This is a genomic window from Mameliella sp. CS4 (genome assembly GCF_019392335.1).
Taxonomy (GTDB): Bacteria; Pseudomonadota; Alphaproteobacteria; order Rhodobacterales; family Rhodobacteraceae; genus Antarctobacter.
This window is the reverse complement of record NZ_JAHXRQ010000008.1, coordinates 52849-66438: the sequence shown is the minus strand read 5'-3', so window position 1 is coordinate 66438 and position 13590 is coordinate 52849. Positions and strand designations below refer to the sequence as shown.

The 13590-nt window shown below is 65.5% G+C and carries 13 protein-coding genes; 12 read left to right on the top strand and 1 reads right to left on the bottom strand.

Annotated elements, in window-relative coordinates; translation table 11 throughout:
• Positions 1 to 97 precede the first annotated feature (97 nt).
• The 10 genes from KZZ07_RS11750 (at position 98) to KZZ07_RS11705 (ending at position 10955) form a co-directional block, all read left to right on the top strand.
• The gene (locus KZZ07_RS11750; protein ID WP_219514348.1) at positions 98 to 514 is read left to right on the top strand and encodes a RidA family protein; all 417 of its coding nucleotides are present in this window, start codon (positions 98 to 100) and stop codon (positions 512 to 514) included.
• A gap of 48 nt (positions 515 to 562) precedes the next feature.
• Positions 563 to 1237, top strand: coding sequence for a DUF1028 domain-containing protein (locus KZZ07_RS11745; protein WP_219514347.1), 675 nt, complete (start codon positions 563 to 565; stop codon positions 1235 to 1237).
• Positions 1238 to 1311: 74 nt separating this feature from the next.
• Positions 1312 to 2253 carry a LysR family transcriptional regulator gene (locus tag KZZ07_RS11740; protein WP_219514346.1) on the top strand — a complete coding sequence of 314 codons (942 nt, stop codon included), beginning with the start codon at positions 1312 to 1314 and terminating at the stop codon, positions 2251 to 2253.
• 87 nt (positions 2254 to 2340) lie between these two features.
• Positions 2341 to 4410, top strand: a complete 2070-nt coding sequence (locus tag KZZ07_RS11735; RefSeq protein WP_219514345.1) for an oxidoreductase — start codon at positions 2341 to 2343, stop codon at positions 4408 to 4410.
• Positions 4407 to 5744 carry a pyridoxal phosphate-dependent decarboxylase family protein gene (locus KZZ07_RS11730; RefSeq protein ID WP_219514344.1) on the top strand — a complete coding sequence of 446 codons (1338 nt, stop codon included), beginning with the start codon at positions 4407 to 4409 and terminating at the stop codon, positions 5742 to 5744. Before KZZ07_RS11735 ends, KZZ07_RS11730 begins: the two co-directional genes overlap by 4 nt.
• On the top strand, positions 5741 to 6871 hold the full coding sequence (gene argE, locus KZZ07_RS11725; protein WP_219514343.1) for an acetylornithine deacetylase: 1131 nt from the start codon (positions 5741 to 5743) through the stop codon (positions 6869 to 6871). The genes KZZ07_RS11730 and argE overlap by 4 nt, the downstream gene beginning before the upstream one ends.
• A 211-nt stretch (positions 6872 to 7082) precedes the next feature.
• A complete protein-coding gene (locus KZZ07_RS11720; protein ID WP_370631136.1) occupies positions 7083 to 8174 on the top strand; it encodes an ABC transporter ATP-binding protein in 1092 nt (363 codons plus the stop codon).
• Positions 8174 to 9094, top strand: a complete 921-nt coding sequence (locus KZZ07_RS11715; RefSeq protein ID WP_219514339.1) for an ABC transporter permease — start codon at positions 8174 to 8176, stop codon at positions 9092 to 9094. Before KZZ07_RS11720 ends, KZZ07_RS11715 begins: the two co-directional genes overlap by 1 nt.
• Positions 9095 to 9096: 2 nt before the next feature.
• Positions 9097 to 9906 (top strand): ABC transporter permease, encoded by an 810-nt coding sequence (locus KZZ07_RS11710; protein WP_219514337.1) that lies wholly within the window; start codon positions 9097 to 9099, stop codon positions 9904 to 9906.
• A 20-nt stretch (positions 9907 to 9926) separates the two neighbouring features.
• Positions 9927 to 10955, top strand: coding sequence for an extracellular solute-binding protein (locus KZZ07_RS11705; protein ID WP_219514335.1), 1029 nt, complete (start codon positions 9927 to 9929; stop codon positions 10953 to 10955).
• A 54-nt stretch (positions 10956 to 11009) separates the two neighbouring features.
• On the opposite strand, the gene KZZ07_RS11700 is transcribed toward KZZ07_RS11705, so the two are convergent.
• On the bottom strand, positions 11010 to 11738 hold the full coding sequence (locus tag KZZ07_RS11700; RefSeq protein WP_219514333.1) for a response regulator transcription factor: 729 nt from the start codon (positions 11736 to 11738) through the stop codon (positions 11010 to 11012).
• A 56-nt stretch (positions 11739 to 11794) separates the two neighbouring features.
• Here KZZ07_RS11700 and KZZ07_RS11695 point away from each other — a divergent pair, with 56 nt between their 5' ends.
• Positions 11795 to 13399, top strand: coding sequence for an FAD-dependent monooxygenase (locus KZZ07_RS11695; protein ID WP_255564304.1), 1605 nt, complete (start codon positions 11795 to 11797; stop codon positions 13397 to 13399).
• Positions 13396 to 13575, top strand: a complete 180-nt coding sequence (locus KZZ07_RS11690; protein WP_219514331.1) for a hypothetical protein — start codon at positions 13396 to 13398, stop codon at positions 13573 to 13575. Before KZZ07_RS11695 ends, KZZ07_RS11690 begins: the two co-directional genes overlap by 4 nt.
• The last annotated feature ends 15 nt before the right edge of the window (positions 13576 to 13590 follow it).

Genomic DNA, 13590 nt, shown 5'->3' with positions numbered 1-13590 from the left:
GGTTAGGGGCGCCCTAAGCGGCGATGAGGCGATCCGTTCTTTCCGCCGCCCCCTGCACAAGGGGATGTTCGCCGCGATGCATCGACAGGAGAGCGACATGGCGCACAAGCGCATCCGCAGGTTCAACACGCGCGACACCTACCCGGAACAGAGCCTGGACAACGACCTGTGCCAGGCAGTTGTCACACGCGGCGGCAGCACGGTCTGGATGCGCGGCCAGTGCCCGCAGGACCTGGACACCGCCAAGAACATCGACAGCCACGACCCGGCGGAGCAGACCCACAAGGTGATGCAGAACATCCGCCAGTTGGTCGAGGAAGCGGGCGGCGAGATGAGCCATGTGGTCAAGCTGGTGGTCTACATCACCGACGTGCGCCACCGCGAGGCGATCTACCGAGTGATGGGAGACTACATCAAGGGCGTGCACCCGGTCTGTACCGGCCTTGTCGTGCAGGCGCTGGCGCGGCCCGAGTGGCTGGTCGAGATCGACGCCACCGCCGTCATTCCGGATTGAGAGCGGTCGGTTGAGTATTTTCAGAGAGAAGAAACACGAGGTGTCGGGATGACCTTTTCACTTGTCGCAAGATGCGCCGACACCGGCATGTTCGGGGTGGCGATCTCCTCGTCCTCGCCTGCCGTGGCGGCGCGCTGTTCCTATGCGCGGGCGGGTGTCGGCGCCGTGGCCTCGCAGAACGTGACCGACCCGACGCTGGGACCGCTGGCGCTGGACCTGATGGCAAGCGGCATGAGCGCGGTCGAGGCCGTGGCCGAGGTGCAGGCGCGGGGCAAGTTCATCGAGTACCGGCAGGTTCTGGTGGTGGACGGCAAGGGCGGCACGGCGATCCATTCGGGGCCGAACTCGCTGGGCATCTGGACGCAGGCGCAGGGGCAGGACGTGGCCTCGGGCGGCAACCTGCTGGACAACGAGGGCGTGCCGGCGGCCATCGTCGCCGGTTTCGAGGCGGCCAAGGGTCATCTGGGCGACCGTCTGATCGCGGCCATGCGCGCCGGGCTGGCGGCGGGCGGCGAGGCCGGGCCGGTGCATTCGGCGGGCATGATGCTGGTGGACGAGGTGCCCTGGCCGGTGGCCGACCTGCGCTGCGACTGGACCGAGGACTGCCCCATCGAGGCCATTGCCACCGCTTGGGAGGTCTACAAGCCGCAGCTGGACGCCTACGTGCAGCGCGCGCTGGACCCACGCGAGGCGCCCTCTTACGGGGTGCCCGGGGACGAATGAGACGCGCTCAGCGCGCTTGCAACCCCGAGACGCATGGACAAAGCTTGAACGGGCCAACTGTTCAAGGACGCGGGATGCTGCGCTACACCCTCCGGCAACTGGAATATTTCGTCGCCGTGGGCGAGGCGGGCAGCATCGCGCGCGCCTCGGAACGGATCAACGTGTCCTCGCCGTCGATTTCCGCCGCCATTGCCCAGCTTGAGCAGGAATTCGGCCTGCCGCTGTTTGTGCGCCAGCACGCGCAGGGCCTGTCGCTGACCCAGGGTGGGCGGCAGATGATGGACCAGGCGCGGCTGGTGCTGCGCGAGGCGGCGGCGATGAACGACATCGCGGGGGACATCGCCGGCAAGGTGCGCGGCCCCTTGTCAGTGGGTTGCCTGCTGACCTTTGCGCAGCTTGTGCTGCCGGGCCTCCGCCGTGGGTTCGAGGCGCAATATCCCGAGGTGCGCCTGAGGCAGGTCGAACTGAACCAGGTCGAACTGTTCAGTGCCCTGCGCCGGTCCGAGATCGACCTGGCCCTGACCTATGACCTGGACGTGCCCGCCGACCTGCAGTTCACCGGCCTTGTCCGCCTGCCACCCATCGCGCTGATGGGCACCGGGCACCCGCTGGCCGGACGCGATGCCGTTTCGATCGAAGAGCTCAAGGATCACCCGATGGTCCTGCTGGACCTGCCGCTGAGCGCCGATTACTTCCTGTCCTTCTTCGATGCGGTGGGCGGCAAGCCGGTGATCGCCGAACGCACCCGCGACATGGCGGTGATGCGCAGCCTTGTCGCCAATGATTTCGGCTATTCCATTGCCAATGTCCGCCCGCTGAGCGACAGTGCGCCCGACGGCAACCCGGTGCGCTGCGTGCCGATTACCGGCGCCGTTCGCCCGTTGCGCATGGGGTTCCTGACGGCGCAGGATGCGGATCGGTCGAACGCGGTGCGCGCCTTCATCGAATTCGGGATGGAACTGGTGCGCGCGGGCAAGCTGGCCCGCATCGGCGGCGAACCCATCGTCCCGGCTTAGCGCCTTCCTAAGCAACGCTTTCGCAGGGCGGACTTTCGGGCGTTTGCCCGATGGGTATCCTGCGCCCGACAGTTCATGGAGCAGACCTTGCGCGATCCCCGTTACGACATTCTTTTTGAACCGCTGGACATTGGGCCGGTGACCGCGAAAAACCGGTTCTACCAGGTGCCGCATTGCAACGGGGGCGGGTATCGCGACCCCTCCGCCGCCGCCGCCATGCGCGGGATCAAGTCCGAAGGCGGCTGGGGCGTGGTGTTCACCGAACAATGCGAGATGCACCACACCTCGGAAATCACGCCCTTCATCGAGTTGCGCCTGTGGGAGGACAAGGACGTGCCCATGCTGGCGAAGATGGCCAGCAAGATGAAGGAACACGGCGCACTGGCAGGCATCCAGTTGGCCTATTCCGGGATCAACGGGCCGAACCTCTATACCAAGGAGGTGCCGCTGGCGGTGTCGCCCGGGCCGATCCGGACCTTCACCAACGACCCGGTGCAGGCGCGCGGCATGTCCAAGGGTGAGATCAAGGACCTGCGCCGATGGTTCGTGAATGCAGCCAAGCGCGCCAAGGCCGCCGAATTCGACCTGATCTGCCTTTATGGTGCGCATGGGTTCGGAATCTTTCAGCACTTTCTCAGCCGCGCCACCAACATGCGCGACGACGAATACGGCGGGTCGCTGGAAAACCGCTCGCGCTTTGCGCGCGAGGTGATCTCCGACATGCGCGACGCGGTGGGGGACACGATGGGCCTGACCCTGCGGGTGTCACTGGACGAGACCATCGGAGACCTCGGCTTTTCCAACGCCGAGGTGCGCGAGTTCGTCGAGATGAACAAGGACCTGCCCGACCTCTGGGACCTCGCCCACGGCACCTGGGAGGACTGTTCCGGGCCGAGCCGGTTCAAGGAGGAGGCCGCGCAGGAGGCGCTGGTCAAAGGCATCCGCGAACTGTCGTCGAAACCCGTGGTCGGGGTTGGCCGCTTTACGTCTCCGGACGTGATGGCGCGGATGATCCGGCAAGGCACGCTGGATGCCATTGGCTGTGCGCGGCCGTCGATTGCCGATCCATTCCTGCCAAAGAAGGTCGAGGAAGGGCGGATCGAGGATATCCGCGAATGCATCGGCTGCAACATCTGCATCACCGGCGACATGACCATGTCGATCAGCCGCTGCACCCAGAACCCGACTTTCATGGAGGAATGGCGCAAAGGCTGGCATCCCGAACGCATGAACACCAAGGGCGAAAGCCAGTCGGTGCTGGTGGTCGGTGCAGGCCCCGCCGGGCTGGAGGCGACGCGCGCGCTGGCGGAACGCGGCTATGACGTGGCACTGGCCGAGGCGGGGACGGCCCTGGGCGGGCGTGTGGCGCGCGAGAGGCTGCTGCCGGGCCTGTCGGCCTGGGGCCGGGTGGCGGATTACCGCGAATACCAGATCAGCCAGAAACCCAACGTGCAGACCTATTTTGACAGCGCGCTGGATGCGGAAAGCATCCTCGAATTCGGGTTCGAGCATGTCTGCCTGGCCACCGGGGCCAAGTGGCGCCGCGACGGGGTCAGCCGACAGCACGTCGTGCCGATGCCGATGGATGATGCCATGCCCATCTACACGCCCGACGACATCATGGACGGCAAGCGCCCCTCGGGCCATGTCGTGATCTACGACGACGACCATTATTACATGGGCGGGGTGCTGGCCGAGCTTTTGCGGCAAGAGGGCTGCGAGGTGACCATCGTCACGCCATCGGCCTATCTGTCCGACTGGACAGTGAACACGCTGGAACAGCACACGATTCACAAACGTCTGGCCGAGATGGGGGTCGAGATCGTGTTGAACCGGGGCGTGACGGAGATCGGCAAGGGCCACGTGGTGACGAATTGCACCTACACCGACCGGCTCACCGAACTGGGCTGCGATGCCGTTGTCGTGGTTGCCTCGAAGCTGGAAAACAATCGCGTATATGCCGACCTCAAGGCGCGAGAGGCCGACTGGGCCGATGCGGGCATCAAGACGGTCAGGATCATCGGCGACGCCGAGGCCCCCGGCCCGATCGCCTGGGCGACCTACGCGGGCCACCGCTATGCCCGCGAACTGGACGGAGAGGACATCGGTGACGCGCTGCCCTTCCGCCGCGAGATCACGGAGCTGGCGGCAGAGTGAGCAACGATCCCTTTCCCTTCCCGCCCGGCGCCACCCGCGAGATCCTGGACTGGACCGAAAGGCGCATCGCCGAGGGGCCGGACCCGAAACATGGGGCGCAGGCCTTTGCCGCGTTGGAACCCGTTCTGGGCGGGTCAATCACCGCCGATGGCATCGGTGCGGACCGGGCCTTTGGCCTGTTCTCGGACACCATCGTTCCGTCGACCCGGCCTTTCGGCCATCCCACCAGCCTGTCCTTCGTCGCCTCCGCCCCCAGCCGCGCGGCGCTGAGTTTCGACGCGGCGCTTGGCGCGGCGGGCATCTTTGCCGGCAACTGGGACGGCGGCGCGGGCGCCATCCACGCGGAAAACCAGGCCCTGCGCTGGATCGCGGACCTTGCCGGCTGGCCGGCCAGCGCCGGCGGCGTCTTTGTCGCCGGGGGCACGCTGGGCAACCTTTCGGCGCTTCATGCCGCGCGCGAATGGCACCGGCGCAACCGCCCCGGGGAGGGGCGCGGCGCGATCCTTTGTTCGTCAGAGGCGCACAGTTCGATCAAGGCGGTCGCGCGGGTGATGGATGTCGAGGTGATCCTGGTCGACGCGGACAAGACCGGGCGCATGAGCGCGCAGGCCGCCGCCCCGCATGTCACCGAGGAAGTCTTTGCCATCGTCGCCAATGGCGGTGCAACCAACTGCGGCGCGGTGGACGATATCGCCGGTCTGGCCGACCTCGCGCGGGACCACGGCCTCTGGCTGCATGTCGACGGCGCCTATGGCGGCGCGGCCCTTGCCGACCCCGCGATGCGCCCTGCCTTCGACGGGATCGAGCGGGCCGACAGCCTGATCGTCGATCCACACAAATGGCTCTTTGCCCCCTACGACAGCTGCGCGCTGATCTATCGTGACGCGGGCCACGGCGCGGCGGCGCATGGTCAACAGGCGGTCTACCTCGACACGGTGGACAAGACGCACTGGAACCCCTCGGACTACGCGCTGCATCTGACCCGGCGAGCGCGCGGCCTGCCTCTGTGGTTCTCACTGGCGGTGCACGGGACAGATGCCTATGCCAAGGCCATCGCCACCACCCGGCAGGTGGCCGAAGACATCGCCAAAGGCATCGACGCCATGCCGGGCCTCGACTTGCTGCTTGGTCCGCAGTTGACAGTGATCCTGTTCCGCCCGAAAAACATGGACGAAGCACAGATGATCGCCTGGGGAGAGCTGCACCGCCGCTCGGGCGCGCTGTTGTGTCTGCCGACGCGCTGGCGGGGCCAGATGGTCTTTCGCCTGTGTATCGTCAACCCGGCGACCCGCGCGGACGAGGTGCTGGAGATTCTGGAGACGCTCACCCGATGACCCGGACGCTGGAGATCCTCGACAAGCTCATCTCTTTCGACACCGTCAGCGACCGGTCCAACCTGGAGCTGATCGCCTATGTCGAGGATTTCCTGAAGGCGCGCGGTTATGCCGTCACCCGCCTGTCGGACCCGACCGAACCGAAGGCCGGGCTATACGCCAGTATCGGCCCCGAGGGCGCGGGCGTGATGCTGTCGGCGCACACCGATGTCGTGCCGGTCGAAGGACAGGACTGGACGCGCGACCCGTTCAAGCTGACAACAGAAGGCGACAGGCTGTTCGGGCGCGGCACCACGGACATGAAAGGCTTTCTGGCCTCCATGCTGGCGGCGGCGGACAAGGCCGCGAGGACTCCGCTGCGCGAACCGCTGAAACTGGCCATTTCCTATGACGAGGAAGTGGGCTGTGTCGGGATCGCGCGGATGATCGACGCGCTGGAACCGGCCATCGGCCTGCCCCGCGCCTGCATCGTGGGCGAACCGACCGAAATGCGGGTGGCCGTGGGGCACAAGGGCAAGCAGGGGCTGCGCGCCATTTGCCACGGAGAGGCCGGGCATTCCGCGCTGGCGCCACGCTTCACCAATGCGCTGCACCTTGCGGCAGAGCTGGTCACCGGGTTGCGCGGGCTGCAGGACGACCTGGCCCGGAACGGCGCCCGCGATGCGGATTATGCCGTGCCCTACAGCACCGTGCATGCCGGCGTTCTCAAGGGCGGCACCGTGCTCAATATCGTGCCCGACCGGGCCGAACTCTTGTTCGAGTTCCGTCACCTCGCCGCCGATGCGCCCGCGGAGCTCATGGCCCGGATCAGGGCGCTGACATCGGAGATCGCAGCGCGGCACGGCACCGCCATCGACCTGCAAGAGGTCACGGGCTATCCCGGCCTGGATACCGCGCCGGACGCCGGGGTCACGCGGCTGGTGCAGCGGCTTGCCCGCAGCCAGGACCTGACCAAGGTCGCCTTTGGCACCGAGGCGGGGTTCTTTGACGCCTTGGGCATTCCCACCGTCGTCTGCGGTCCCGGCAGCATGGAAGGTCAGGGCCACAAGCCCGACGAGTATGTTGAACGCGGCCAGCTGGAGGCCTGCGACTCGATGCTGGACGCGCTACTGGACGAATTGCGCTGACCCCGCTTTTCCAGTTTGCCCAGATTTCACGCGGCGACGCCCAATTTGTGTGCGCAGGCAATGATGGCACGATGCCCACCCTGCGGAAACTCGCGTTTCCCGGCGGATTAGGCTGAGGCTAAGGCGCGCTGAGGTAGTCGTTTCTTCTGGCATCCAGGCGCATGTCCCTATGCTCTGGCGCAGGGGAAACGAACATCTGGGCGGGACAGGCGTGACCAGCAGGACAAACGACGCGATCGAGGTGCGCAATGCAGTCAAGCGCTACGGCGACTTCACGGCGCTGAAACACGTATCGCTGACGATCTCGGACAACGAATTCTTCACGCTGCTCGGCCCCTCGGGCTGTGGCAAGACCACTTTGCTGCGGATGATCGCCGGGTTCGAGGAGGTGACAGAGGGCGGCATCTTTCTCTTCGGTGAGGAAATCGAGGGCCTGCCGCCGCACAAGCGCCCGATCAACACGGTGTTCCAGAACTACGCGCTGTTCCCGCACATGAATGTGCTCGACAATGTCGGGTTCGGGCTGGAGATGCTGGGCAAGAGCAAGTCAGAGGCCCGCGCCCGCGCCGGTGAGGTGCTGGAAATGGTGCAGCTGACGCAATTCTCGGCGCGCAAACCCGCACAATTATCCGGCGGTCAGCAACAGCGCGTCGCCCTGGCCCGCGCGCTGGCGCCCCGTCCCAAGGTGCTGCTGCTGGACGAGCCGCTGAGCGCGCTGGACCTCAAGCTGCGCAAGGCCATGCAGATCGAGCTGAAGCACCTGCAAAAGGAAACCGGGATCACCTTCATCTTTGTCACCCACGACCAGGAAGAGGCGCTGACCATGTCCGACCGCGTCGCCGTCATGTCCTCGGGCGAGGTGCAGCAACTGGGCGACGCGCGCGAGATCTATGAACGCCCGCGCAACATGTTCGTGGCGGATTTCATCGGCGAGACCAACCTGATCGAGGTCACGGTGGACCGCATAGACGCGGGCCGCGCGGCCTGTCACCTGGGCGGCGGCCACCGGCTGACATGCGACGCGGTCGATGGGATCGGCGCGGGCGCCTCGGTGCATATGTCGCTGCGTCCCGAACGGCTGTTCCTGTCGTCCGCCCCCACCGAGGGCGAAAGCCTCAAGGCCCGCGTGCGGGAAAACATCTTCATCGGCACCGACATCTCGACCATCCTCGACCTCGACGACGGGCCGGAATTCCGGGTCCGGGCCTCCAATTCCAGCCGTGGCACGTCCCGCGTCTTTGAGCCGGGCACAGAGGTTTTCGTCAACATGGAGCAGGGGGCCGCGCGCCTCCTGATGGACTGATGGCAGGCGGTGCGGCAACCGGCGGGTCCTCGACCAGCGACACCTATGCAGAGGCGCGGACATGGCTCTTGCTGCCCGCCTGGGTGACCTTGGGTATTCTCGTGCTGGCCCCGGTGGCGATCATGCTGGTCTATTCCTTCCTGACCAAGGAATTCCGCGGTGGCGTGATCTGGGAATTCAGCCTGGGCGCCTATGACCAGTTCTTTTGCAGTCGCGGGTTGTTCGGGGACGAACCCTGCAGCATCGAATGGACCTATATCCAGATCTTCTGGCGCTCGATCTGGCAGGCGGGGGCGGCAACGCTGCTGAGCCTCGTGATCGGCTTTCCGACGGCCTATTTCATCGCCACAAGGCCCCCAAGGCAGCGCACGCTCTGGGTGTTCCTCGTGACGATCCCCTACTGGGTCAACCTGCTGATCCGCACCGTCTCGATGAAATTCCTGCTGCGCGACGAGGGGCCGCTGAACGATTTCCTGACGGGCATCGGCCTGCTGAACGAACCGCTGGCCATCGTGAACACGAACTTCGCGGTGCAACTGGGCCTCTTTTATTCCTACCTGCCTTTCATGGTACTGCCGATCTATGCCGCCGTGGAGCGCTACAACTTTGCCCTCTCCGAGGCGGCCTCGGACCTCTACGCGCCCCGCTGGACGGTGCTGCGGCGCATCCTGCTGCCCTCGGTCAAGCCGGGGATCGTGGCGGGCTGCATCCTGGTCTTCGTGCCCTCGCTGGGGTCCTTCCTGGCGCCCGACCTGCTGGGCGGGGCGCGGAATTTCATGATCGGCTCGCTGATCGAGGAGCAGTTCAAGGGCAACGCGGGCAATTGGCCCTTCGGCGCGGCGGCCTCGATGATCCTGCTGACGATGGTCCTGATCATCCTGCTGATCTTTGCCCGCCAGCAGGCCAAGGCGGAGAGCTGATCATGGCAAGCAAGAAATACGACCTGCGGGTCTATCCCGGGTTTCGCGGCATCACGCTGCTCTGCCTCGTGATCCTTTACGCGCCGCTGATCGTGGTCATGGTCTACAGCTTCAACGCCTCGCCCTCGATCACCAACTGGGAAGGCCTGTCGCTGCGCTGGTACGCCGACGTCTTCACGGGCCCCGAAAGCGCCAAGTTCAAATCCGCGGCGCGCAACAGCTTTGTCATCGCGCTGATCGCGGCCACGGTGGCCACCACAATCGCCACGCTTTCGGCCACCGCCATCCTGCGCGGCGGAAAATTCCGACTGCGCATGGTGTCCTTTGGCCTGATCTCCCTGCCGCTGATGGTGCCCGAAATCGTGACAGCCGTCGCCACGCTGATCTTCTTCAACGCCATCGGGTTCGACCGGGGGTTGCTGACGATCCTGCTGGCGCATATCGCCTTCTGCATCCCCTTTGCCTACCTGCCCATTTCGGCCCGGATGCAGGGGATCGAGTCGACCTACGAACAGGCCGCGATGGACCTTTACGCCACCAGGCGCCAGGCCTTCACCCGGGTGCTGTTACCGCTGATGGCGCCGGGCATCGTCTCGGGTTTCATCCTGGCCTTCATAGTGTCGCTGGACGATTTCATCATCACCAACTTCGTCAAGGGCGCGGGCGTCGAAACCCTGCCGACGGCGATCTTTGGCGCGGTCAAACAGGGAATCAAACCCAATATCATGGCCATTTCCACGATGCTGCTTGGCGTCTCGGTGGTCATGGTGACATTGTCATGGCTGATCAGCCGGAAAGACCGGAAAACATGATCCAACAGAGGGGAAAACACATGAAGAAACTCATCACCACCGCCGCCGCACTGGCCCTGACCGCAGGCATGGCCTCGGCCGAGGGCAAGCTCGTCGTCTACCACTGGTTCGAATACATCCCGCAAGAGCTGCTGGACAAGTTTTCCGAGGAACATGATGTCGAGGTGGTCATGGACACCTACGACAGCAACGAGGCGCTGCTGGCTTCGCTCAAGGCGGGGGCCATCGGCACCTATGACGTCGCCGTGCCCGGTGACTACATGGTGCAGATCATGGCGCAGGAAGGCCTGCTGGACACGATCGAAGACGGTGAGCTGGCCAACAAGGGCAATATCCAGCCGGAATGGGCCGATCCCTCTTTCGATCCGGGCCGCACGCATTCGATCCCCTACCAGTGGGGCTCGACCAGCTTTGCGGTGAACCGGGACGATTTCGATGGTCCCATCGACACCACCGACATCCTGTTCAACCCGCCTGCCGCGCTCTCGGGCAAGATCAACATGCTGGACAGCCAGGGCGAGGTCATGGCGATGGCCGCGCTGCACATGGGCATCCCGCAGTGTTCCACGGACCGCGAACAGCTCAAGGCGCTGAACGCCATGCTGCAGGAGGCGAAACAGCACTGGGCGTCCTTCAACTCGGACACCGCGAAAGAGGTGCTGGTCTCGGGCGATGCCTCTGTCGGGCAGATCTACGACGGCTTCGCCGCCAAGGCGCGGCAGGAAGGCGCGAACATCGAATATGCTTTCCCGAAACAGGGCTACATCGTCTGGATGGACAACGTTGTCCTGCTCAAAGACGCGCCCAACCGTGAAAACGCGCTGAAGTTCATGGATTTCCTGCTGGAACCCGAGAACATCGCCGCGGTGACCAACTACGCGCGCTACGTCTCGGGCGTCGAAGGCGTGGGCCCCTTCCTGGACCCCGAGCTGGCCAAGCAGCCGGAATCCAACCCGCCCGCCGACGCCGGCAAGGGCGTCTTCATCGAGGTCTGCGACCAGCAAACGCAAGAGGTCTACGACCAGATCTGGACCAACCTGAAAAAGTAAGACCGCCGGTCATTCGGCATGAGAGGGGGGCGCGCCGCGCTCCCCTTTTCGCATTCAGCCCCGGCACAACGCGAACAACGACCCGCGTGAGGAAATGCCCAGTTTCTCGTAGGCGCGGGTCCGATAGGTGGCGATCGTCGAAACCGCGACACCCAGTTCCCCGGCGATCACCTCAGCCTTCTTTCCCGACAGTATGCCCAGGCAGACATCCCTTTCACGGTCCGAAAGCACCGCCAATGGCGCGGGCAGATCGCTTTCGACGCGCGCCTGGAAATGCATGAGGGCCAGCCGCGCCAGCACACGCACCACGGCCCCTGCGCCCGCTTCCCCGGCCTCTGGCCAATAAAAGTTCACCGCAAGGCACAGGGACGGACCGCGCACCAGCGCAGCGGTCTTTCCCTCCAGTCCCGGACGGTCGTAGAACCGCGCGCGATACTCGCCGGTCATCCCGCCGATAACGGCCCCACTTTCGACCACCTCCAGCGTGCCGGTTTCCAATGCCAGGGCACGATGAAACAGCGGGTCCTGCCGGAACCAGCCGCCCAGGTAATCCTCGGCCAGTCGTGGTCCCAGTGCCGCGCTGCGAAAGTTGCGCGACAGCAGGCAGGCTGCCCTGTCAGCGCCATAAGAAAACACCATGACCTGCGCCGCCCCGGTCGCGGCCACGCAGGGGACAAAGGCATCGGCCCAGGCATCCTGACCGGCCAAAGCAAGGCAGGCATCGATCCCGGCCAGCAGGTCATCCATCCCCGATGTCGGCTTGTCCTTCATTTTGTAGGACATAATCCACCGGCGCGCTCTGGTACACATCCCGCAAGACAAGACGAAGAGGACAGGACATGCGCCCAAAGGGACGCGGCGAGTTGGACTCGCTCTATTTCGACTACCCGCATTTCGACCCGCCCACGCGGCCCGGGGGTGAGCCGCAAATGCCCGTTGTCGTCGTCGGCGCCGGACCGGTCGGCATGGTCGCGGCCCTGACCTTGGCACAGCACGGGGTGCGCAGCCTCCTGCTGGACGCCAAGGCCACCTTCAACGACGGCAGCAGGGCCATCTGCATCTCGCGGTCCAGCTATCACATCCTCGACCAGCTGGGTATCGCCGCGCCGTTCCTGGAGAAATCGCTGGGCTGGACCAAAGGGCGGTCCTTCTATCGCGGGCGGCAGATCCTGGAATTCGACATGCCCGACAGCGCGGACGAGAAATTCCGCCCGATGTACAACCTGCAACAGCAGTACATCGAGGCCTTCCTGTGGAAGGCCGTCGAGGCCGCGCCGCTGATCGAGACACGCTGGCAAAGCCGGGTGACCGGGCTGGAACAGCGGGCAGAGGGCGCGGTGCTGACGGTCGAAGACCCGAACGGCAGCTATGCCCTGCCCGCGCGCTGGGTGATCGCCGCCGACGGCGCGCGCAGCGCGCTGCGCGGCCTGTGCGGACTGCGCCTGAAGGGCGAGAACTACGAGGGCCGCTATGTCATCGCCGACGTGAAGATGGCCCATGACTATCCCACCATCCGCCGTGCTCTGTTCGATCCCACTTGCCGACCGGGCGGCACCGTGCTGATCCACCGCCAGCCCGACGGCATCTGGCGCATCGACTACCAGCTGCGCGAGGATGAGACGAACGAAGAGGCCACCCGCGAAGAGAACGTGCGCGCCTCGGTCGAAGGGGTGCTGGCCGAGATCGGCCACGATGGCGGTTACGACCTTGAGTGGTGGAGCGTCTATTCCGCCAATACGCTGCTTCTGGACGACTACCGGCAGGGCCGCGTGTTCTTTGCCGGGGACAGCGCGCATATCGTACCGATCTTCGGCGTGCGCGGGCTGAACAACGGCATCGCGGACGGGCACAACATCGGCTGGAAACTGGCCGCCGTGCTGAACGGGGACGCCGGTGAGGGTCTCTTGGACAGCTACACGCCCGAGCGGCGCGGGGCGACGCTGGATGTCTTTGCCAATGCCAGCAAGAGCACGCGGTTCATGACGCCGCCCACGCATGGCTGGCGGGTGATGCGGGACGCGGCGCTGTCGCTGGCGCTAAGCCGTGAAAGCGCCGGGCACCTCGCCAATCCGCGCCAGATGACGCCGCACACCTACGCCGACAGTCCGGCCACCACGCCCGACGATCCGGGATTCGACGCCGGGCCGATCCCCGGCGCGATGATCCGGGACGTGGCGCTGGGGGACGGACACCTCAGCGAGCGACTGGGCAAGGGCCTGACCCTTCTGACCTTTGGTGACCCGGATTTCGACGTCCCGCCGGGCCTGAGTGTCCTGCGCCTGCCCGCCGATGGCCCGGTGGCCCGGGCCTATGGCGCGGCAGAGGGCAGCGCCTACCTGGTGCGGCCCGATCTGCACATCGCGGCACGCTGGCGCAGCGTCACGGCGGGAAACCTGGCCCGGGCCTTGGGGCGCTTGGCGATCAGCGAGGAGGAAACCGCATGACCCAGGCAGAGCTTGAACGCATCTACGAAGCGATGGCCAAGGCGATCGACGCCGTTGGACCGGATCAGAGCGAGGTGTTCCTGGCACGGCTGGCGCTGGCCCTGGCCGAGGACCTGGACCAACCGGAACGGGCCTTGGAGGTGATCGGGGAAAGCACGGCCGCCCTGACAGGGTAATGCAGACGGGGCCCC

What these genes read in the sequence shown, in the direction of transcription:
- KZZ07_RS11715 (WP_219514339.1), top strand. Translation starts at nt 8,174, where the DNA reads ATGGCAGGCGGTGCGGCAACCGGCGGGTCCTCGACCAGCGACACCTAT.
- KZZ07_RS11705 (WP_219514335.1), top strand. Translation starts at nt 9,927, where the DNA reads ATGAAGAAACTCATCACCACCGCCGCCGCACTGGCCCTGACCGCAGGC.
- KZZ07_RS11740 (WP_219514346.1), top strand. Translation starts at nt 1,312, where the DNA reads ATGCTGCGCTACACCCTCCGGCAACTGGAATATTTCGTCGCCGTGGGC.
- KZZ07_RS11745 (WP_219514347.1), top strand. Translation starts at nt 563, where the DNA reads ATGACCTTTTCACTTGTCGCAAGATGCGCCGACACCGGCATGTTCGGG.
- KZZ07_RS11710 (WP_219514337.1), top strand. Translation starts at nt 9,097, where the DNA reads ATGGCAAGCAAGAAATACGACCTGCGGGTCTATCCCGGGTTTCGCGGC.
- KZZ07_RS11700 (WP_219514333.1), bottom strand. Translation starts at nt 11,738, where the DNA reads ATGTCCTACAAAATGAAGGACAAGCCGACATCGGGGATGGATGACCTG.
- KZZ07_RS11695 (WP_255564304.1), top strand. Translation starts at nt 11,795, where the DNA reads ATGCGCCCAAAGGGACGCGGCGAGTTGGACTCGCTCTATTTCGACTAC.
- argE (WP_219514343.1), top strand. Translation starts at nt 5,741, where the DNA reads ATGACCCGGACGCTGGAGATCCTCGACAAGCTCATCTCTTTCGACACC.
- KZZ07_RS11690 (WP_219514331.1), top strand. Translation starts at nt 13,396, where the DNA reads ATGACCCAGGCAGAGCTTGAACGCATCTACGAAGCGATGGCCAAGGCG.
- KZZ07_RS11750 (WP_219514348.1), top strand. Translation starts at nt 98, where the DNA reads ATGGCGCACAAGCGCATCCGCAGGTTCAACACGCGCGACACCTACCCG.